The following is a 19,338-nucleotide window of genomic DNA, read 5'->3' as shown; positions in this document are numbered from 1 at the left end:
CGCCAGGGCCCGGGCGCCCGTCACGCGTCCCGCCGGCGGAAGACGGCGACGGCGGCGCAGAGCAGGACGAGCACGGTGGCGGCGAGCACACCGGCGCCCGCGAGCGGCGCGAGATACTCGGTGCCGGGATGGACCGCGAAGATCCGGGCGCCCGCCGCGCTCGGCCACCAGGTGACGATCCACCTGGCCACCGACTCCGGGAACAGGCTCGCCATGCCGGGCAGGACCAGAAGGAACGTCCCGAGCGAGACGGCCCCCGCCGACCTGCGCAGCAGGAACCCGAGCGCCATTCCGTACAGCCCGATAAGGCAGGTGAACAGGCCCGCGCCCAGCAGCGCACCGGGCACCCCGGGATCACCGGGTCCCACGCTCGGCACGCCCTGCGCCGCCAGCGCCGCCTGGCTGAGCGTGAACGACAGGAGCGCCAGCGGCGGCCCGATGAGGAGCGTGGTCAGCGCGACGACGGCCCCCTTACCGGCGAAGAGGAGCCCGCGTCTGGGCACGGCGGTGATGCTGACCGGCATCGTCCCCGACGCGTACTCGGAGGTCACGGTCAGCGCGCCGACCGCGCTGACGAGCACCCCCACCAGCACGAGAGCGCGGAAGGCCGCCTCAGTGGGGTCGAAGGCCGCCCGGTCCGCGGCCGACGCGCCGAGGTACTCGCGTGCGGCCGCCATGCCGAACAGGTGGCCGTACGACCCGGCCGCGACCACAGCCCCGGCCAGGCAGCCGAGCATGGCCCGGATGCTGCGGAACTTCACCCACTCCGAGCGCAGCACGCCGTACGCGGTCATGAGACGACCCCGGCGGCACTCGCGGCGAACTCGACGCTGTCGCCGGTCAGCTCCAGATAGGCCTCCTCCAGGGAAGCCTGCCGGGGCGTGAGTTCGTGCAGGACGATTCCGTGCGCACCGGCGAGACCGCCGACCTCGGCGCCGGACATTCCGGTCACCATCACGCCGCCGTCGGCGCCCGGCCGCACGGCGGCGCCGGACTCCCGGAGCAGGGAGACGAGCCGCTCCGCATCAGGGGTGCGCACCAGCACCCCCTGCCGCGCGGCCGACCGGACGAACGCCTCCAGCCCGGTGTCGGCGATCAGCCGCCCGCGGCCGATGACGACGAGGTGGTCGGCGGTGAGGGCCATCTCGCTCATCAGGTGGCTGGACAGCAGGACGGTTCTGCCCTCGGCGGCCAGGCTCCGCGTCAGCGTGCGGATCCAGCGGATGCCCTCGGGGTCCAGCCCGTTGACGGGTTCGTCGAGCAGGACCACCGGGGGATCGCCGAGCAGCGCCACCGCGATGCCGAGCCGCTGCTTCATCCCCAGGGAGAACCCGCCTGGGCGCCGGCCCGCCACGTCGGCCAGGCCCACGAGCCCGAGCACCTCCTCGACCCGGCGCCGTCCGATGCCGTTGCCGTACGCCAGGGAGAGCAGGTGGTCGAACGCGGTCCGGCGCGGGTGCACGGCCTGCGCGTCGAGCAGCGCCCCAACCTCGCGCAGGGGTACGAGCAGGTCGGTGTAGCGCCGCCCGCCGATCGTCGCGCTTCCGCTCGTCGGCCTGTCGAGCCCGAGGATCATCCGCATCGTGCTCGTCTTGCCCGCGCCGTTCGGCCCGAGGAAGCCGGTGACGACGCCCGGCCGTACGTCAAAGGTGAGGCCGTCCACGACGGCGGCCTCGCCGTACCTCTTGGTCAGCTGCCGCAACTCAATCATGGGAGGCAGGCTCGCCCACCGGTCTGCGTGACCTCTGAGAGGATCTGTGCGGTTCCTGTGAGCGGTTCGCCCCCGACCTGCGCCGGTGTCGTCCTGCGCTCCCGCCCGGCGGGAGAACTCAGAGAGTCTTCACATGATCCCCGGCCGGGCCGGGGAATGATTCGGGAGCCGCTAGGCTTACCTTCACGGTGGACGAGCCGGCCGGGCGGCCGCGTCAGGGCCTCACGGCCCTGCCGAGGAAGGTCCGGGCTCCACAGGGCAGGGTGGTCGGTAACGCCGACCCGGGGTGACCCGCGGGACAGTGCCACAGAAAACAGACCGCCCCCTTCGCGGGGGTAAGGGTGAAACGGTGGTGTAAGAGACCACCAGCGCCCACGGTGACGTGGGCGGCTCGGTAAACCCCACCCGGAGCAAGGTCAAGAAGGGACGTTCTCCGGAACGTCCCGCGCGCGACGTTCGAGGGCTGCCCGCCCGAGCCGCGCGGGTAGACCGCTTGAGGCCGCCGGCAACGGCGGTCCTAGATGGATGGCCGCCGGTCAGCCCTCACGGCTGGCCACAGAACCCGGCCTACAGGCCGACTCGTCCACCTACCATCCCTCTGAGCTGGGCCGACTTCCGGATCACTCCTGCTCGGGGCGCATCGGGGGCACATCGAGCGCGGAACGGAACGCCGAATCGAGCGCCGTACGAGCCCGCTCGGAGGCTTCCGGCACGAGATGCCCGTAGAGATCAACCGTCGTGGTGATCGACTCGTGGCCGAGCCATCGGGACACCTCGGAGATCGGAACGCCCTCGGCCAGGGCCGTGCTCGCGAAGGTGTGCCGAAGGTCGTGAAAGGTCGTGTCGGGCAGCAGGCCAGCCGCCTTGATCGATGGCTTCCAGATGCGAGCGTTGAAGTAGTCCCGCCGCATCAGGTTGTCGCGCGAGGTCGAGAAGAGGAGATCGGCGGGGGAGTGGTCGGCGATGTGCTTCTCCAACGCTTCGGCGAGGCGACTCCTGGCGCCCGATCAGGTCATGAGGCTGAGCCGTGCCATGCCGCCGAGGTACGGACCGTTGGTGCTTCTGGGCGCGGCTGTCGGTCTGCGGCAAGGGGAAGCGTTCGGGCTGTCGGTGGATCGCGTCAGGTTCGCCGATCAGATGATCAGGGTTGATCGTCAGGTGGTGATCGTAGATCGTCGGCCGACGCTGGCGACTCCGAAGAGTCCGGCGTCGGTGCGCGAGGTGCCCATGCCGGTGTTCCGCGGAAACGACGACGCAGCCCGCCCGGAACACGCTGGAAGTAGTCGGCCCGCTGCGCAGCAGGATCGAGACCCCTCACGCAGCCCCCCGGGCCTTCCCCGACTTCTGGAACGCCCCAGCCCGCTTCATCGCCAGGTACTCGGCGAACTCCGGGTCGTACGCCAGGCTGCCGGGGGCGTCGATCAGCTTCTTGTCGCTCTTGGATTTGGGGGCGACCACGACGACGTCTTCGGTGAAGGCGATCTTCCGCTTGCTCATGCCGCCACCCCCATACCGGCAGCCGAACCGCGCCGAGCCATCTCCAGGTCACTCGCGAAGAGTGGCCAACCGTGCGGCAACTACTTGAGGCGAAGCGTCTGAGGTACCACCGGCAGCAGTCAGGTTGACCACCAGCACCTCTGTTACGAGTTCGCTTACGTCTTCAAGCCGCCTTTGGCGGGGAGTGCCGCGGGGAGCATGGAAGAGCCCGACCCAAGAGCACGCAAGAGGAGAGAGCAGAAAAGCACAGCGAGGACCGGAACCACGACGGCCCGCAACCGGAGACCACGCGAGCACGAGCATCAGCCGGCCACGGGCCGCGCGCCCCGCCGTCGGCGGGCTGCGGCTCTCCGGCCGGTCCCGCCTCGGCAGTCGCGCACCCCTGCCGGCAAGCGGCGCAACGTCGGCGAACTGGCGGCAAACGTTGGCACTGATGAAGATCTCTCCCAAAGACGCAGGGAAGACCTTGGGGCGCTGCCCCAAACCCCGGGGCACTCCGGCTCCGAGAGGGGGCCGCGCATAGCTCACGCCGTAGCTGGCTGGGGTGGAAGTCCTGATCGCTCGCCCGCCATCGACCCAGGCAGAGCCCAGCAGCCCGGCTCCTCCAGGTCAAGCCCAGCCGTGCGGCCAGGACAACCAGCGGGCGAGGAAGGTCACCGGGAGCAGGTACACGCGAGGCATGGGCTTGCCCCTCCGTCCCCGGCCCGCTGCCGCTTCGCGATGGGTCGATGGCAGACGAGAGATCAGGCCAGCGGATAATGTGCGGGTCCGCACGAGCGTGGGAGAACCCGGTGGTTCGAATGCGAATTTCGGCGCAGGAGGCCGTCATAGGTCTGATGAGCTTGGCATTCATAGAGATCCGCACCATGAGTTACCGTCGCGATCCGACGCTCCTGGAGTGGATTGACCGCCCGGAGGATTACCACGAGCAGATACGAGTGATCGCCGACATATGCCACAACTTGCCCGGAAGTCTTAGCTCGCGCAGCAAGCGGCAACGGGAGCGAAGGGCCAGTGAGAGCCTGAGACTCCTTCTGCAGGGAGCAGACGACGCACATACTCAATGGGTCCGCACCCGTCTTGACGAGCTCGGGTATGACTACCACTCGTTGCTCGGGAAGCCCGATCAAGAGGTCTAAGTTGGGCACTGCCTCCGCCGAGCGGGGGCACATCGGGGGCACACGCGGTCGGAAAACGCTGTCGAGTGATGGCAGCGAACGGAAGCGTTACCGCAGGTCGCCTGTCATGCGAAGCGATTCGCCGCAGGTAGAGAGCGCGCGGAAATTGAACCCGGCTTATAGGCCAGTTGGCCTTGAGCCCTAGGCTCGGCCTCATGGATCTGCCCGATCTTCCCCCTGGTACTCGTGTCAAGATTCACAGAGACCCTGAATATGGACCTGGCCCCTGGCCGGCGGAACCTACCGGGTCAGTGATCGGCTCCTACATAGACGAACAAGGCGCTGGCCGCGATCTACGCATGTACTGGGTGAAGTTCGATGAACCTCAGTACGACACAGATGGCGATGGACCCTATGAGTCCTCCCAGGTTGCGCACGCACTGAGCAGGGTGAGGACAGCCTTGGATAGATGAGTGACGAACTGCGTGACGACGACCATGGACACTGGCGGACGGCAGCAGACGATCCCCGCAGGTAAGAGGTCTGTGAGACCAGTTCGAGCAACGGTTGCCGTTGCCTGATAAGCAAACGTGTCACGGCAGTGCGGGCCAGAATTGCAGGCGGTACGTCTCAAGTCCTTCGGGAGGCTGCTCGTCCGGGTAGCGCGCACCGGGACCAGGGCGGACATTTGCACGCACGAGCCAGTTCCGAGCTTTTTTGCGGAGGTCAATGAGTTTGCCGGAGGAATTACCGAAGGGTCCGACCATACGCAGCTTGCCGGAACTCGAGTACAGCTCTACCGTCTCACTTCTGGCCCACAGGGCGTCATCGGCCAGCGGATCCCCATCCCAGAGCTCCAGGGTGACCTCAACCCTGTGCCAGTCATACGCCTCACTGGTGATGATGCCGACGTTCGCCGTGGCGATGAACCAGTTGGTCACGTTCGCGCGGTCTGAGAGTTCCCAGAGGTCCTCGGCCCCTTCCGGTACTCCGTTCGCTCCATCGAGGTCCATGATCATAACCTGTCGATACTCGACGGTGATCACGTCCGTGAGGCTGTCAATCAGGCGGGACATCGCCTGTCCTTAACACGAGGGGGCAGGTTAGGCGCGACGATGCTACCCCTCGTCGAGCCCGTCGTAGGACTCCACACATGAGCAGCTTGCATTGTGACTGGATCTTGTCGAAAAGCGGAAGCCAGGTTTGTGGGCATGACGGAGCCGGGGCACTTCGGGGGCACATGGCTTCGGAGAACGCTGGCAAGCGATGACAACGAACGGAAGCGTTTTTGCAGGTCGCTTATGATGCAGAGCGGATCCGTGCAGGTAGCGAGCATGCGGGATTAGAACCCGGCCTACAGGCCGACTCGTCCACCCTCGACTAGTGCCGGTACGGCTAACCCGCTTCGACTGATTTCGAGGGTCGAAACGACGGCTACCGATTCATGGTCTGGCGTTACCAGCCAGGCTATTGCTTTGCAGTCGGCCTTGCCGGCTAGGTGGCGTCCTAGGGCTCGGTTTATGGCGAATCTGTCGATTATCAATGCGTTCCGTCTGCTGCCTCTGGCTGCCAACGTGAACACGCTTATGGTTGACGATTCGACCACTCCACCAAAGATGCTCGGTTGGAACTTCTGGGAGAACAGCAATATGGATGGCGCGTTAGCTGCCGGTGCCGACAATGTTCTCTTGGCCGGCGACTTCACTCAGTTCTGCATTGTGGACCGGGTAGGTACGACCGTGGAATTCATCCCGCACGTGTCCGGCTCTAATGGCCGTCCGAAGGGACAGCGGGGATGGTACGCCTATAAGCGCACCGGTAGCGATGTCCTTGTGCCGGATGCTTTCCGGCTCCTTAACGTCACGGTTGATCGGGAGCCGCCCCTGTCCGCTCGTTTGGTAGAGCCGAGATCGGACAGGGGCTTTCTCATGCCCTGAGCTATCCGGCCTGCCGGTAGGGCTCCCTCGTGCCGTCCGGCTGTCCTAGTGAGCTACAGCGGCTCCTATGCCGTCCTAGTCGGCCTCCTATCCCTCAGGAGTCCGGCTATCCTTGTGTCTGTGGCTCATTTGTGGAACACGTGATCCTGGCACATCATCACTTGCTCACCGCTAGCGAGCATTCCGGCGGGTATCGGAGTGATGTTCTTGCGCTCAGTCCTCCAGAGTTTATGCCAATTGATGCCGCAGACAATGCATGCGTGGCCGTCTCTCTGGTCTTGCGTGATGTTCATGGGTGGAACGGCTGCTCTTGCGTAGGGGTATCGATCCTGCCGAGGCGGCGAATCCGCTTAGGGTTGTCTGGGAACGTCACGTCATAGATAACGACGTGTCCATGTCCCCCGTTCTCGATTTCCTGCCGGACGGTAGACCACGCTTCATCTCGGTTGGAAGTCACGTCCACAGTCTCATGTCGGAGAGTCTGGAGATCTGCGTAAGTCTCGGCGAGGCAGTCCACAGGCTCTAGAGGGGATACCTGGACCATTCAGCCGTCTAGGTCTACTGGTTGCTTCTTGGGTGCCATCAACTCGCGTTCCTCATCTTCCACCGAAGACTTTTGGAGTCTCCGGATTCTTCCGCCCTACGGACCTTGACGCCGTGATTCTTGATGAATCGCTTCTTCTCCGTGACGCGGATCTTCGGAGTGTCCTCGCTAAGTCCGGCGCGAAGAACGGAAGTTACGCCATTGCGTCTCGTCCAAGCCGAGATCTACCGACCCAACTTCTCGGATGCATTCCGCGACAATGGTTGCTTCCATGTGCGTGAATTGGCCGATTCCGAGGACTTCGATTTCTCCCCCGTCTTCTAGACCGACTACGGTCCACCATGCCACGGGACTCCAGGGCATCCGGGTAAGAGGTTCCTCGGGATCACCCTTAAACAGTTCGATCTCGTCCCCGATCTGAAGCTCTCTTGCTTCGATGTGAAGTTCTGGCATGCGAGGGAGATTACTCTCCCTTGACCGACAGTGCTAGGGACTCACACTGAGAGTGACGAGATGCGTAACCTTTAGGAAGGTGCGAAATGGTCATTCCGGGCTGTGGCTGTGACCAGGGTTGCTCAGACGAGATGGGGAAGGCTTACGCCCGTCCCCCTCGTTGGGTAGTCATCATGACCAACAAGTGATCTCGCACTAGGAAGGCCGGTACTCCTCCCGGATCGGAGTACCGGCCTTCTCTGTACCCGGCTCTGTAGTCGGGTCTCGATACCGGGGGCACCTGGGAGACCTGGGAGGGGGAGACCTTGGCTCTCGCTGGCTCTCAGGGCTTCCCCCTGTCGGCCTGCCTGCCGACACGAGGTGCCCCTAGCAAGATCCTCTAGTTCCGGCTCATTCCGTTGGATGCTCGAAACCGTCCGGCAATGATCAACACTGGTCATCACTGTTTTGCCTGGTAGGGAGGCGAACCGGGGGAGTCCGGCCAGGTCGGAGACCTGCCCTGGAAGAACCCGGCCTACAGGCCGGCTCGTCCACCTTCCACCCCTCCGAGCTGGCGCGGATGGGTCGAAGGCGGACGAGAGATCAGGACAGCGGCTCGAGCGTGCGGGGCCGCGCGGGGCACGCCCTGGCCTTCTCGACCGGGAGCCTCCAGACTGCTTGTGAGCACTTCGAGGGAGTCGGGATGTTCCAGCGCCCCGTGTCCGGACCGAAGCGGAAACGCCTGCTGCGTAAGCCGTTGGTCTGGACACTAGTCGTTGTCGCCGTGCTCGGTGCCGGGATTGTTCTCCTCAACCGTGATGACTACGAGCAGGCCGGCCTCCGGTTCGTGGCCAGGCAGATCCAGGAACATAAGGTCTGGAGCGCCACCATCAAGGACACAGAACAACGTGTTGAGATTACGACGACCGATGGTCACCGCTTCCATGCCGAGTGGGAAACGCCCAGCCAGGCAAGGGAGCTGAATAACGCCCTACAGGAGGCTCAGCCCGCAGGCGGGTACGCCATCGAGGTGTCGAGAACCTGGTTCTTGCTGGGTCCCCTGGGGATCTTCGTCGGAGCGGTTCTCTTCGCACTGCTGGTTGTGGTTGTTCGCCGTGTAAGGCGGCTCCAGAAGGACCGGTGAAGGAAAGCCGCACCGTCATCGACAGGCGCTCCAACCAGCTCGGCGTGATCGTGAGCCGATTCGTGAGCCGCTGCCGGAACGCCCTGATCATGGAGCGCGTCTTCGACCCGAACCGCCGACATCCCGCGCAGCCCGGGCCGCCTGAGAGGGTACGGCCGGCCACCTCGCCGAGCGAGGCGGCCGGCCCGTTCAAAGTCAGGCCGGGATCTGCTTCTCGTTCCAGGTGTAGTGGATGTAGGTGCTGTCGGGCCCGGTCATCGTGCCGTAGACCTGCCAGAAGCTGTTGGCGCCGGGCGAGTAGCGGAAGACCTTGTCCCCGGGCCGGTCGTCCACGAACACGCTCGTGGACCCGTCGGCGGACCGGATCCGTGCCTCGATGGTGAATGTCGAGGTGTCCGGGATGTCGAGGCAGACCTCGTACGTGTACGCCAACGGACCGGCGATGTTGTAGCTACGACCGTCCACCGCCGGCCGCTGGACGTTGGTGGGGACGTAGCTGTTCAGAACCCGGGTGTACCCGCCCGTGGAGCAGTCGACTGCGGGGGCGGCTGCGGACGCGGGACTGATGCCGGTGAGCGTGGCACCGAGGACGCCGGTGGTGACGGTGAGAACGGAGATGGTGCGCTTCATGCCTCTCCTCATCCGTGCAGTGACCCTCCAACCAAGTAGTTGAAGGCTGAACTGATTCTGACTCGGTTGCCCGCATTTGGACAAGTCCGGACAAGAATCCGTGCACGTTCGAGTCAAGCGGGTCACGTTCAGCCCTTCATCGATGAACCTGGCCTACTTGTTCTCGGCGGGAGCGCGGTTCACGAGGGCGCGTCCCCTCGGGAATGTTCGCCTGGCTCTCAATTTGACCTGAAGATTTATCAATGACAAAAAGCGACTTTCTGTGGAACAAGAAATCCATCGAGCGCCTATCGTGAAGGGATATCTTTCCGAAGGGGGTCGCCGGCGCCGTCACGCAGAATGTACCGGCCGGGCAGGGCCCGCCATCTCGATCCGCTCTGACTCGTTTCCCAGTGAACCGCAAGACCTGATCCATAGCGTGCCACCGTGAGTTCGCATGCACGCACACGGGCTGCCGTTGTCTTCTTCGTCCTGGCGCTCCTCGCGGTGGTGGGCGCCGTGGTCGGTGCCGTCGGGCACTACACGGTCCTCGACCGGCCGCTCCTCCTGGGCACCCTGGCCGCGAGCCTGATCATCGTCTCCGGGACGCTCGCCTTCGGGGGAGGGCTCAGCGGGCCCGTCATCGCGCTCGGGATGATCTGGACGACCGTCGGGTTGATCAGCTACGTGAACGACTGGCAGGTGCATGCCCGGATCCCCGGCCCGGTCGGCAGCGGGCTGGAAGTGCGTGTCCTGAACGACGACTGGATCGTCCCCGACTGGACGCTCGTGGTCCGTAAGAACGACGGCCTTCTGACTCGTGAATGGCCCTTGGTGGAGCGCTTCAGGTCCGAACACGACGACGGCCTGCCCACGGTGACCTGGGTCGATTCCTCGCACGTGCGCCTGGACGACCGGCCGGACGACGATCAGGCGTTCTGGGGCGGACAGATGGTCGTCCTGGACCCCGAGACCGGGCGGCCGCTTGAGCCGGACCACCCGGTGAGCCGCCTGTGATGAGGCCCGGCCGTCTCCTTCCGACCGCTCGGCCGGCTTCGACGGCGTCGTCCCGTCCGGTCCTTGTGGAACATCGGAACCGGCTATCGCGGGGGCAGAACGCAGAACTCATGGCCGTCGGGATCGGCCATGACCACCCAGCCGACCTCGCCCTGACCGATGTCGATGCGCTTTGCCCCGAGGGAGATGAGACGGTCGACCTCCGCCCGCTGATCACCGTCGGCGGGTGGAGCGATGTCGAAATGCAGCCGGTTCTTCCCGGTCTTCGGCATCAGCGGAGGACCACCCCAGGTGATCTTCGGGCCGCCGTGCGGCGAGCGGATGGCGGTCTCCTGGTCCTGATCCCAGACCAACGGCCAGCCCAGCGCTTCGCTCCAGAAGTACCCGACCTCCTGCGAACCGTCGCACGCGAGCGCTCCGATGAATCCGCAGTCGGCGAGGAATTTGTTGCCCGGTCCGATGACGCAGAGCTCGTTGCCTTCGGGGTCGGCGAGAACGACATGACCCTCCTCCGGGCGTTGACCGATGTCGATGTGCCGGGCGCCGAGTTCGAGCGCCCTCGCCACCGTCCGCCGCTGGTCGTCGAGGGACGTGCTCGTCAGATCGAAGTGCATCTGGTTCTGGCCGGTCTTCTTCTCCCGGGACGGAAGAAATCGGATCCGGAACCCGGTGTCGTCGCTCGGCAGGAGCGTGATGCCGTCGTGGAGATCGTCGGCCGTCTCCCAGCCCAGGACGCCGGCCCAGAAGCGCGAGAGACGGAGCGGGTCGTGCGCGTCGAAGCAGAGCGCGACGAGGTGACAGGTCATTCCGCTCCGCACCTCCGATCTGCTGGTTCAAAGTCACAGACAGGGCACGTCCGCCCCACCCGTGGAGAGCCAACGCTAGGCGCTCGGAGGCCTGCCACGCGAGCCGATTTCGGCAAGCGTGAGATGGGCTCACCTGCGCGCGGTCCGGGCCCCTGATCTGCCCCAGCAGGAGCGCGCCGGGAGCAGGCCCAGATCGAGAAGGCGGAAGGTGGACGAGTCGGCCTGTGGGCCGTTCCAATTTCGCGTGGTCCCTACCTGCGCGCAATCGCCCTACCTTACGACTGACCTGCAATTACGCTTCCGTTCGTTGTCCTCGCTTGCCAGTGCTTTCCATGGCCATGTGCCCTGACTGTGCCCCGAGCTAGAGTCCCCCCATGGGAAGGTCCTTCATCGAGTACAAGGACCGGGGGTTCTGGACGGTCGACGCCTATGTCAGGTTGTATCTCCACCTGCTCTGCCTGGAGATCGATGCTCTTCGCGAAAGGCCCGGATGGCTGGCCGAGGCCCGCGAAGACTGGCACCTTCGGGCGACGGAGGACTGGTTCGGCCGGGGGCACGGCCGGGCGACCGATGGCTCGGTGTGAAAACTCTGTTCGGCGGAATTGTGCGCGGAGTTCGGGCGTGATCGTCGGCGGATCAGGGAAAAGGCCTCGCACCTGCATTTCCATGGCGGAAACAAGGTGTATGTGCCGATTTTAGCTGTTCATGGGAATTGGCACGGATGGGTTCGGGAAGCTTATAGACGTGACATCGCTTCGCCACCTCCGTGATTGCCTTGGCGAACTCGACGAGCTGGAGCGCAGCATCAAGCACGGCATCGACAGCATGTGCGGCAAGCTGTATCGGGCGATCGACTGGCAGCGACGGTTCGAGGCCGACGTGTCGCACGAGCTGCGCACCCCGATCGCGGGACTGCGGGCCCAGCTGGAGGAGGCCCGGCTGCATCCCAGCGAGATCGACGTGGACGACCTGCTCGAACGGGCGCTCACCGACGTGGAACGGCTGCAGGCGCTGGTCGACGACCTCTACCTGCTGGCCCAGCTTCAGGCCGCCGCGCAGCCGGCCGAGCCGGCCCTGCTGGACCTCGGGGAACTCGTGCAGAGCGAACTGGCCCGGCGCACCGACAGGCTCGCCGTGAAGGTGCAGGCCGTTCCCGGGGTTCTGGTGCGAGGCCTGGACGCGCGGCTCCGGCGAATGCTCTCCGAGTTGCTCGACAACGCGCAGCGACACGCCAAGACACTCGTGTTCGTCCAGGTCCGGCGTACGGCCGACACCGCGGAACTTGTCGTGGCCGACGACGGCGACGGGATCGGGGAGGAGGACCGGGAGCGGATCTTCGACCGCTTCACCCGCCTCGACGCCGCCCGCTCCCGCGACCGCGGTGGGACCGGCCTCGGCCTGGCCATCGTGCGGAACATCGCGTACGGCCACGGGGGCGAGGTGCACGTGGAGCGGTCAACGGCCGGTGGTGCGGCCTTCGTGGTCCGGCTCCCACTGGCCTGACCATCCCTCGCCCAAATCGCGCAACGTAGAGCGGCGGATCCTCCCGTGGCAAGAGCCGTCCCCTGCCCTCCCCGCGAATGCGGGCGTCTCCCGTACGGACACGGTCAGGAGAAACGCTCGACGGTCACGGGGACCGGTCCCGCGTGGCGCATCGCCGTCGTCAGCCGCCGCAGCAGCGGCCCGAGGGCCTGGCCGGACGTGGTCCCCAGATGGGCTGTGAGATCGAGGCAGCAGGCGACACCGGGCCCGATCCGGCGTACCTGCCAGGTGAAGACGTCCGAGTCCTTTCGCAGTTCACCCGCGCCGAGGACCCGGGTTCGCGGGTCGCCGGCCTCGCCGGCGAGCGTCACCACGTCCGAGAGGCGGGGAAGGTGCGGCTCACCGGCGAACAGGACACGGTAGACCCGCGTGTCGTGGAACCCGTCGGGGACGTACGGCGGGTTGAGGCGCAGGGGAGGCGAGTCCGGCAGAGGCTGGTAGTCGTGGAAACGGGCCCGCAGCCGCGTCTCGCCGGGCAGTTCGCCCCCGCCGAGACCGTGGTAGGCGGCCTCGGCCTCGGGGCGGCTCACCGCGCGGGCCCGGGCGCGTAGATCGGGATCCTCGCGCATCGCGCGCCCGAAGGCCGCGGAGCTCCACCAGACGCCGTCGGCGGCGGTCCATCCGGCGGTGTTCAGGCCGATGGTCCTGAAGTCGTCGGTGAGCGCGAATTCCTCGACGACGACTCCCTCGGCGGGAGCTCCGTCCGTGCCCGCCGCCGACATGATCAGGTAGTAGTCGAGAGCCGCCTGCGGTTCTGACGCGGCGGTGACGGCCACCAGCCCGCGCCCGCGTATGTCGCTGGTCATGGGCCGAACCCTACTGACCTTGGTCGTCCATACGCGGGGACGGGCGGCCCGCCCGTGGGCACCGGGGAGCCCGTGCCGTGGACCGGCCCCACCCAGTGCCCATCGAAACGGCGCCTATCGAAAGGGCGCCCATCGAAACGGCGCCCGCGCGGGCGGGACCCGATCAGTGCGGCATGGTGCTCATGCCCGAGCCGGTGCCCATGCCGCCCATGTCGTGGCCGGGAACGTTCCCGTTCTCGTCGGCGACCATGAACACGCCGGCCATCCCCATGTCCGAATGGCTCTGGACGTGACAGTGGTACATCCAGGCCCCCGGCCCGACGCGCTCCCCGGCGATCACCTGGAAGCCGAACGACTCGGCCGGTCCGGTGGTCTTGGTGTCGATGATGCGGCTCTGGTCCTGCGGGTTGTCCAGCAGGCCGGTGCGGTTGTCCGCCCAGCGGTGCCCGTGGAGGTGCCAGGTGTGGAAGAAGTCGCCGTGGGTGACCACGATGAACTCCACGCGCTCGCCGATCTTCGCCATGAAGTGCGGCGCCTCGCCGGCCTTGGCGTTGTTGACCGTCATGTCGTTGAAGAAGACGACGAACTGCTTGTCCGGCAGGATGTCGCCCTTCCGGCGGACCACCAGCGCGCCGTAGAGCCCTCTCTTGATGCCGCCGGTGCCGTGGTCGGTCCCGACGACGTGGTCGTGGTAGTGCCAGTAGCCGGCGCTGCCGGGTTCGATGGTGCCGCCGGGGCGGCGGCCCGGCGCGTGGGTGCGCCAGACGTAGGTGCGCCGGCCGCCCGGCTCCACCACGCTGTTGCTCATTCTCGTGCCGTCGCTGGTGATCTCGTAGTCCACGCCGTGCACGTGCAGGCTGACGGTGATGTCGGTGTTGTTGACCAGTTCGATCTCGAGGGTCTCGCCTTCGACCATCTCGATGAGCGGGCCGGGGATCGTGGCCTTGCCGGGCTCCAGGCCGTATCCCAGCAGATTGTTCGGCAACTTCTCCGCGTAGAGGGTCATGCGGCGGACGTCGCCTTTGTCGGGCTTGCCCGTGACCTTGTCGGACGGCGCCGCGTTGGCCTGGGCCGCCCCGACCAGCGGTGCGAACGCGGCGGCCGTCGCGGCCGTGGTGAAGGCGCGCCGGGAGAACAGGCCTCGCATCGTACCCCTGCCTACCTCGGTCATGGTTCCCCAATCCGGTCATGACGCCTCACTGCCGTGAGGCGAACGGCATCTGTCTGGGCGCCGGCCCGGGGGGACCGGCCTGGACGGCGTGACGTCTCGATGCCGGCCCCCGAGGTGGGGGCGCGTTCCGGCCGGTGAGCGGCCGGCGGGCCAGCCAGCGAGGCTTTCGACGCCGTAGATGAAGCTTTTGATGGAAGTAGGCGATAGTTCCGCCAAAAAGTCAAGAAGTCAGAGTGTAATCAAGAGAACTTTGTCACAGGACTGGATGAAGTGCCGTGAGGCTGCTACGTTGACCCCAAACCGCCCATTTGACGCCACTGGACTGCGGCAGTCCGTTCCGTCTCGTGGGCATCATCAGGCCCTCGTCCACCCGCCCGCCCACGCAACCATCCGCGACTCTCCGAAAGGCTCAGCGGTGCTTCGGCGACACCCCCCACGGCCGACATCCGCCCTGCACGGCCCGCCCTCTCACGCCCTGGCGGACCTGCGGCTCAGACACGCCCGACCAGGCCCCGGCGGCTCCCCGGCCTGAGGCCGGGGAGACAGACACCCCTCATTCCGGTCGCCGTCCCGACGGGACGTCCGGCGACCGCTGCACGCAGTCCCGCGCCCGCGACGGCGGGCTCCGCGGCGATCACCCGCCGGCAGTGCGACGAAAGGCGATGCCGCACGCCCGCGACGGCCGGGGTGATCGCGGAGCTTCCCCAGAACCGCCCTGGCCGCGTTCGCCGCGACGCCGCCTCAGGGGCCGATCCGCAAGCGAGAGGAGAAGGAAATCGGCGAAACCTCCGTGACTTCCGGCATCGGCGAGCCCGGTCGCCGCCACGGCTGACCGGACGACCTCCGCAAGGTGCTGATCCAACCCCCCAACCTGAAGGAGCGAACGATGGGTCGCAGAGACCTGCTCGTATACCCTCGGCCACCCGCCTGGCGCCGTGCGCTGATCACGGCGTCGAGCGCCGCCCTGACGCTGGGACTGGCGACGGTCCCCGCCGCGCAGGCGCAGGCCGCGCCGGCCTTGGCGGCCTTCCCGGCAGCGCAGGTGCAGGCCAAGCCCAACCCTCCCGAACCAGACGCCGGAAAGCCCGCCAAGCCCGATAAAGACGGCGAATCGGTCAGCGTGCTGGTGTTCCACGGTCCCGCGAAGGATCAGAGCGACCCGGTCGAGAAGGCCGCGGAGTCGATCAAGAGCCTGGGCAAGGACAACGGCTTCTCCGTCGAGGTGTCCGAGGACCCGGCGGTCTTCACCTCCAGCAATCTGGCGCGCTACCGCGGCGTGGTGTTCCTGTCCGCCAAGGGCGTGACGCTGAACGCCGCCCAGGAGGCCGCCTTCCAGGCGTATATCCGGGACGGCGGCGGCTTCGTCGGCGTCCACGACGCCGTACGCGCGCAGCCGGACTCGTCCTGGTTCACCGAGCTGGTCGGCACCCGCCCCGCGGGCAGCCTGCCCCCGGCCGAGAAGGTCGTGGAGATCACGGCGAACGCGGACAACCCGCCGAACGAGACCAAAGAGAAGCTGGTCGACGGGAACAACAACACCAAGTGGCTGACGTTCAACCCGACCGGCTGGGTCTCGCTGAAGCTGGAGCAGCCGAAGGCGATCGCCCACTACGCGCTGACCTCGGCCAACGACTTCCCCGGTCGTGACCCGAAGGACTGGACGCTGCAGGGCTCCCAGGACGGCAAGAGCTGGACGGACCTGGACAAGCGGACCGGGGAGACCTTCCCCTCCCGGTTCCAGACCAAGGAATACAAGTTCAACAACGGGACGGCGTACGCGTACTACCGGTTGAACATCACCGCGAACAGCGGTGAGCCCCTCGTCCAGCTGGCCGAGTTGCGGCTGTTCGGTCCCGACGCCGGGCCTCCGCCGGACAGCCAGGTGCAGAAGGCCACGGTGGACTTCACCGACCGCCAGTTCCCGGCGAACAAGGGCCTGCCGTTCAACGCGACGCGGTCCGACAAGTGGATGAACTGGAGCCCGAGCCCGCTGGGCAAGGTCCAGACGGTCGCGCAGGTCGAGGAGTGGACCTACAAGGCGGGCCTGAACGGCAACGGCGCGTTCCACCCGATCTCGTGGTGCCGTGACTACGACGGCGGCCGGTCGTTCTACACCGGCATGGGCGGCACCGAGGACAGCTACACCAAGGACGAGCAGTTCCGGAGCCACCTCGGCGGCGCGATCAAGTGGGCGGCCGGCCTGGTCCGCGGTGACTGCCAGGCGACCATCGCGTCGAACTACAAGACCGAACGGCTGACCGCGCAGAACCAGTCGGGCCAGCTCGACCAGATCGGCGAGCCGCACGGCCTGACCATCGCCCCCGACGGCAAGGTCTTCTACGTCGGCAAGGCGGCCTGCCCCACCGGCCCGATCGCCGACTGGAACAACCCGAAGGTCGGCCTCGGCTGTGGCACGATCCACCAGTGGGACCCGAAGACCAAGCAGGTCAAGCTCCTCACCACTCTCGCCGTCATGGGCAACCGCGGCAGCGGCGACGAGCTGGTGAAGAACGAAGAGGGTCTCCTCGGCATCGTGCCCGACCCCAAGTTCCAGCAGAACGGCTGGCTGTACGTCTACTGGATGCCGCACGAGTCGATCGACAGGGACAAGCGGATCGGCAAGCGGACGATCTCCCGGTTCACGTACGACTTCGCCACCCAGACGATCGACCAGAAGACCCGCAAGGACCTGCTGCAGTGGGACACCCAGATCCACAGCTGCTGCCACGCGGGTGGCGGCATGGCCTTCGACAAGGAAGGCAACCTCTACGTCGGTTCCGGTGACAGCAACTCCTCGCAGGGCGCCGGCGCGGGATACTCCGGGAACAACTGGACCCAGGACTACAAGGGCATCTCGTTCCAGGACGCCCGCCGCACCGCCGGCAACACCAACGACCTGAACGGCAAGATCGTCCGTATCCACCCGGAGGCCGACGGGACGTACACGATCCCCAAGGGCAACCTGTTCACCGGGAAGGAAGAGGGCGGCGGCAAGACCCGCCCGGAGATCTACGTGATGGGTGTTCGCAACATCGCGCGGATCCAGTGGGACAACGTGAACGACTGGCTGACCGCCGGATGGGTCGGCCCGGACGCCGGCTCCCCGAGCGAGATCTGGGGTCCGGCGAAGTACGAGACCGCGACGATCCTCACCTCTGCCGGCAACCAGGGCTGGCCGTACTGCATGGGCAACAAGCAGCCCTACCGGGACCGCAGCAACGTCGACGCCACCCAGCCCGCCGACTGGTACAACTGCGACAACCTGAAGAACACCTCGCCGCGCAACACCGGCCTGGTCGACATCCCGCCGGCTCGCGACAACATGATCTGGTACTCGCCGCAGGGCGGCGGCCCGGTCTACCCGAAGCGGACCGACGGCAGCGGTCTCCCGACCTACAAGCTGGGCGACGAGACCCTCACCCAGCCCTACCTGTCCGGCGGCGGCCAGGCGGTCATGTCCGGGCCGACCTACCACCGCTCCGAGGTCGACACCGGCAGCGGTGTCGCGTGGCCGGCGTACTGGGACAACAAGTGGTTCATCGGTGACGAGTCCAACGCGAACAACCGGGTCGCCGTCACCGTCGACCCGAAGGGCGTCAAGGACGCGAAGCCGCCGGTCTTCGCCGAGGACCTGCGCTCCATCATCCAGCCCGGCGGCGGCGCCACCCAACTGCAGTCGTGGATGGACGCGAAGTTCGGCCCGGACGGCGCGCTGTACATGCTGGACTACGCGGGTGGCTTCTTCAGCCTGCACCCGAACCAGAAGCTGATCCGCATCAGCTACCAGGGTGGTCCGGCGACGCCGAACCCGAGCCTGGCCACGGTGCGGCCGGAGCGGCAGAGCACGCCGAAGACGGTGGTGTTCTCCAGCACCAGGGCCGGCGGCGTGAAGTGGGAGTGGGACTTCGGTGACGGCAGCAAGCCCTCGACCGAGGCCGACCCGACGCACACGTACGCGAACTTCGGCACCTACAAGGCCAAGCTGAAGGTCACCTACGCCGACGGCGAGGTGGCGACCGGCGAGATCACCGTCGTGATCGGCTGCCCGGCGCCCGACGCCCGGCCGACGGTCCGGCTGCTGGACACCGACACCGGCGTGGCCAACCGCGCCGTCGGCGGCGGCTGCACGATGAACGACCTGATCGACGACGAGCGCATGTGGTCGAACCACGGCGAGTTCGTCAGCCACCTCAACGACATGGTGAACGAGTTCCGCAAGGCCGGCGTCATCGACAACAAGGAGTCGTCGGCGCTGAGCAAGGCGGCGGCGCAGTCCGACATCGGCAAGACGAACGGCTACGAGACCATCTTCGACGGGACGCCCGCGTCCCTGCAGGGGTGGTCGCAGGCCCCGTCCGGCCAGTTCAACCTGCAGCAGGACGGCACGATCCGCACCTCCGGCGGGCTGGGCATGCTGTGGTACTCCGACAAGGCGTACGCCGACTTCTCGCTGCGGCTGCAGTTCCGTGACGTCGCGCCGGGCACGGCCCGGGCCAACACCGGCGTGTTCGTCCGGTTCCCCGACCCGCGGACCCCGCTGGACCAGCGTCCGGCCGGGAGCTGCGGCACGGTCGGATCGGCCCGTACGTCGCAGGCGTGGGTCGCGATCTACTGCGGCCACGAGATCCAGATCTACGACGGCGAAACGGGCGAGCCGCAGAAGACGGGCTCGATCTACAACTTCCAGCCGAACACTCTGGACAAGGCGGGGGCGACCCCGAAGGGCCAGTGGAACGACTACGAGATCCGGGTGGTCGGGCAGCACTACACGATCATCCGCAACGGCGTCGTGATCAACGAGTTCGACAACACCCCGGGCAAGTCGTCGTCCCGTTCCGGCGACCCCGCCACGGACCTGCGTCAGTTCGTCAGCGGGTTCATCGGGCTGCAGAACCACAGCAACACCGACCTGGCGGACTTCCGCAACATCCGGGTGCGGGAGCTCTGACCCGGTAGCCGGGCGGGGGAGACCCCGCCCGGCTATCCCCATGACCCTGGCGTGCG

At 66.6% G+C, this 19,338-nt stretch carries 14 protein-coding genes, 1 other RNA gene and 1 pseudogene; 7 read left to right on the top strand and 9 right to left on the bottom strand.

Annotation, left to right across the window (positions count from 1 at the left end; all coding sequences use genetic code 11):
- Nucleotides 1-20: 20 nt before the first annotated feature.
- Together ABZ857_RS30125 and ABZ857_RS30120 are read right to left on the bottom strand one after the other, a co-directional pair.
- The gene (locus tag ABZ857_RS30125; RefSeq protein WP_357049297.1) at nt 21-794 is read right to left on the bottom strand and encodes a hypothetical protein; all 774 of its coding nucleotides are present in this window, start codon (nt 792-794) and stop codon (nt 21-23) included.
- Complete coding sequence (locus tag ABZ857_RS30120) at nt 791-1,711, bottom strand: ATP-binding cassette domain-containing protein (RefSeq protein WP_357049294.1); 921 nt, start codon at nt 1,709-1,711, stop codon at nt 791-793. Before ABZ857_RS30120 ends, ABZ857_RS30125 begins: the two co-directional genes overlap by 4 nt.
- A gap of 193 nt (nt 1,712-1,904) precedes the next feature.
- On the opposite strand from ABZ857_RS30120, the gene rnpB reads away from it, so the two are divergent.
- Nucleotides 1,905-2,297, top strand: an RNA gene (gene rnpB / locus ABZ857_RS30115) — RNase P RNA component class A.
- A gap of 34 nt (nt 2,298-2,331) precedes the next feature.
- Here the strand turns inward: rnpB and ABZ857_RS30110 are convergent.
- From ABZ857_RS30110 to ABZ857_RS30100, 3 genes and pseudogenes are all read right to left on the bottom strand, one after another.
- Nucleotides 2,332-2,694, bottom strand: a pseudogene (locus ABZ857_RS30110) (tyrosine-type recombinase/integrase); the annotation flags it as partial.
- Between the two features lie 331 nt (nt 2,695-3,025).
- The gene (locus ABZ857_RS30105; protein ID WP_357049291.1) at nt 3,026-3,208 is read right to left on the bottom strand and encodes a hypothetical protein; all 183 of its coding nucleotides are present in this window, start codon (nt 3,206-3,208) and stop codon (nt 3,026-3,028) included.
- Nucleotides 3,209-4,919: 1,711 nt separating this feature from the next.
- Complete coding sequence (locus ABZ857_RS30100) at nt 4,920-5,402, bottom strand: hypothetical protein (protein WP_357049288.1); 483 nt, start codon at nt 5,400-5,402, stop codon at nt 4,920-4,922.
- 333 nt (nt 5,403-5,735) lie between these two features.
- On the opposite strand from ABZ857_RS30100, the gene ABZ857_RS30095 reads away from it, so the two are divergent.
- Complete coding sequence (locus tag ABZ857_RS30095; protein WP_357049570.1) at nt 5,736-6,263, top strand: phage major capsid protein; 528 nt, start codon at nt 5,736-5,738, stop codon at nt 6,261-6,263.
- 1,679 nt (nt 6,264-7,942) lie between these two features.
- A complete protein-coding gene (locus ABZ857_RS30090; RefSeq protein ID WP_357049285.1) occupies nt 7,943-8,383 on the top strand; it encodes a hypothetical protein in 441 nt (146 codons plus the stop codon).
- Nucleotides 8,384-8,578: 195 nt separating this feature from the next.
- Here ABZ857_RS30090 and ABZ857_RS30085 read toward each other — a convergent pair whose 3' ends face one another.
- Nucleotides 8,579-9,013, bottom strand: coding sequence for a hypothetical protein (locus ABZ857_RS30085; protein ID WP_357049282.1), 435 nt, complete (start codon nt 9,011-9,013; stop codon nt 8,579-8,581).
- 426 nt (nt 9,014-9,439) lie between these two features.
- On the opposite strand from ABZ857_RS30085, the gene ABZ857_RS30080 reads away from it, so the two are divergent.
- Complete coding sequence (locus ABZ857_RS30080) at nt 9,440-10,009, top strand: hypothetical protein (RefSeq protein ID WP_357049279.1); 570 nt, start codon at nt 9,440-9,442, stop codon at nt 10,007-10,009.
- Between the two features lie 83 nt (nt 10,010-10,092).
- On the opposite strand, the gene ABZ857_RS30075 is transcribed toward ABZ857_RS30080, so the two are convergent.
- Nucleotides 10,093-10,815: a VOC family protein gene (locus ABZ857_RS30075; RefSeq protein ID WP_357049275.1), complete on the bottom strand. Its 723-nt coding sequence runs from the start codon at nt 10,813-10,815 to the stop codon at nt 10,093-10,095.
- Nucleotides 10,816-11,189: 374 nt separating this feature from the next.
- Here ABZ857_RS30075 and ABZ857_RS30070 point away from each other — a divergent pair, with 374 nt between their 5' ends.
- Nucleotides 11,190-11,399: a hypothetical protein gene (locus ABZ857_RS30070; RefSeq protein ID WP_357049272.1), complete on the top strand. Its 210-nt coding sequence runs from the start codon at nt 11,190-11,192 to the stop codon at nt 11,397-11,399.
- 160 nt (nt 11,400-11,559) lie between these two features.
- Nucleotides 11,560-12,318 carry a HAMP domain-containing sensor histidine kinase gene (locus ABZ857_RS30065; RefSeq protein WP_357049269.1) on the top strand — a complete coding sequence of 253 codons (759 nt, stop codon included), beginning with the start codon at nt 11,560-11,562 and terminating at the stop codon, nt 12,316-12,318.
- Nucleotides 12,319-12,422: 104 nt separating this feature from the next.
- Here the strand turns inward: ABZ857_RS30065 and ABZ857_RS30060 are convergent, their stop codons facing one another.
- Both ABZ857_RS30060 and ABZ857_RS30055 read right to left on the bottom strand, forming a co-directional pair.
- Nucleotides 12,423-13,163: a hypothetical protein gene (locus ABZ857_RS30060; protein ID WP_357049266.1), complete on the bottom strand. Its 741-nt coding sequence runs from the start codon at nt 13,161-13,163 to the stop codon at nt 12,423-12,425.
- Between the two features lie 163 nt (nt 13,164-13,326).
- The gene (locus ABZ857_RS30055; RefSeq protein WP_357049263.1) at nt 13,327-14,310 is read right to left on the bottom strand and encodes a multicopper oxidase domain-containing protein; all 984 of its coding nucleotides are present in this window, start codon (nt 14,308-14,310) and stop codon (nt 13,327-13,329) included.
- 910 nt (nt 14,311-15,220) lie between these two features.
- Here ABZ857_RS30055 and ABZ857_RS30050 point away from each other — a divergent pair.
- Nucleotides 15,221-19,282, top strand: a complete 4,062-nt coding sequence (locus tag ABZ857_RS30050; RefSeq protein WP_357049260.1) for a ThuA domain-containing protein — start codon at nt 15,221-15,223, stop codon at nt 19,280-19,282.
- The last annotated feature ends 56 nt before the right edge of the window (nt 19,283-19,338 follow it).

Origin of the sequence: Microbispora sp. NPDC046933 (assembly GCF_040644635.1) — a bacterium.
In the GTDB taxonomy this organism is placed as follows: Bacteria; Actinomycetota; Actinomycetes; order Streptosporangiales; family Streptosporangiaceae; genus Microbispora.
This window is presented reverse-complemented; position numbering and strand designations above follow the sequence as displayed.

Excerpts from the sequence above, each read along its gene's own strand:
- ABZ857_RS30090 (WP_357049285.1), top strand. The coding sequence starts at position 7,943 with ATGTTCCAGCGCCCCGTGTCCGGACCGAAGCGGAAACGCCTGCTGCGT.
- ABZ857_RS30085 (WP_357049282.1), bottom strand. The coding sequence starts at position 9,013 with ATGAAGCGCACCATCTCCGTTCTCACCGTCACCACCGGCGTCCTCGGT.
- ABZ857_RS30055 (WP_357049263.1), bottom strand. The coding sequence starts at position 14,310 with ATGCGAGGCCTGTTCTCCCGGCGCGCCTTCACCACGGCCGCGACGGCC.
- ABZ857_RS30060 (WP_357049266.1), bottom strand. The coding sequence starts at position 13,163 with ATGACCAGCGACATACGCGGGCGCGGGCTGGTGGCCGTCACCGCCGCG.
- ABZ857_RS30075 (WP_357049275.1), bottom strand. The coding sequence starts at position 10,815 with ATGACCTGTCACCTCGTCGCGCTCTGCTTCGACGCGCACGACCCGCTC.
- ABZ857_RS30100 (WP_357049288.1), bottom strand. The coding sequence starts at position 5,402 with ATGTCCCGCCTGATTGACAGCCTCACGGACGTGATCACCGTCGAGTAT.
- ABZ857_RS30050 (WP_357049260.1), top strand. The coding sequence starts at position 15,221 with ATGGGTCGCAGAGACCTGCTCGTATACCCTCGGCCACCCGCCTGGCGC.
- ABZ857_RS30120 (WP_357049294.1), bottom strand. The coding sequence starts at position 1,711 with ATGATTGAGTTGCGGCAGCTGACCAAGAGGTACGGCGAGGCCGCCGTC.
- ABZ857_RS30070 (WP_357049272.1), top strand. The coding sequence starts at position 11,190 with ATGGGAAGGTCCTTCATCGAGTACAAGGACCGGGGGTTCTGGACGGTC.
- ABZ857_RS30105 (WP_357049291.1), bottom strand. The coding sequence starts at position 3,208 with ATGAGCAAGCGGAAGATCGCCTTCACCGAAGACGTCGTCGTGGTCGCC.
- ABZ857_RS30125 (WP_357049297.1), bottom strand. The coding sequence starts at position 794 with ATGACCGCGTACGGCGTGCTGCGCTCGGAGTGGGTGAAGTTCCGCAGC.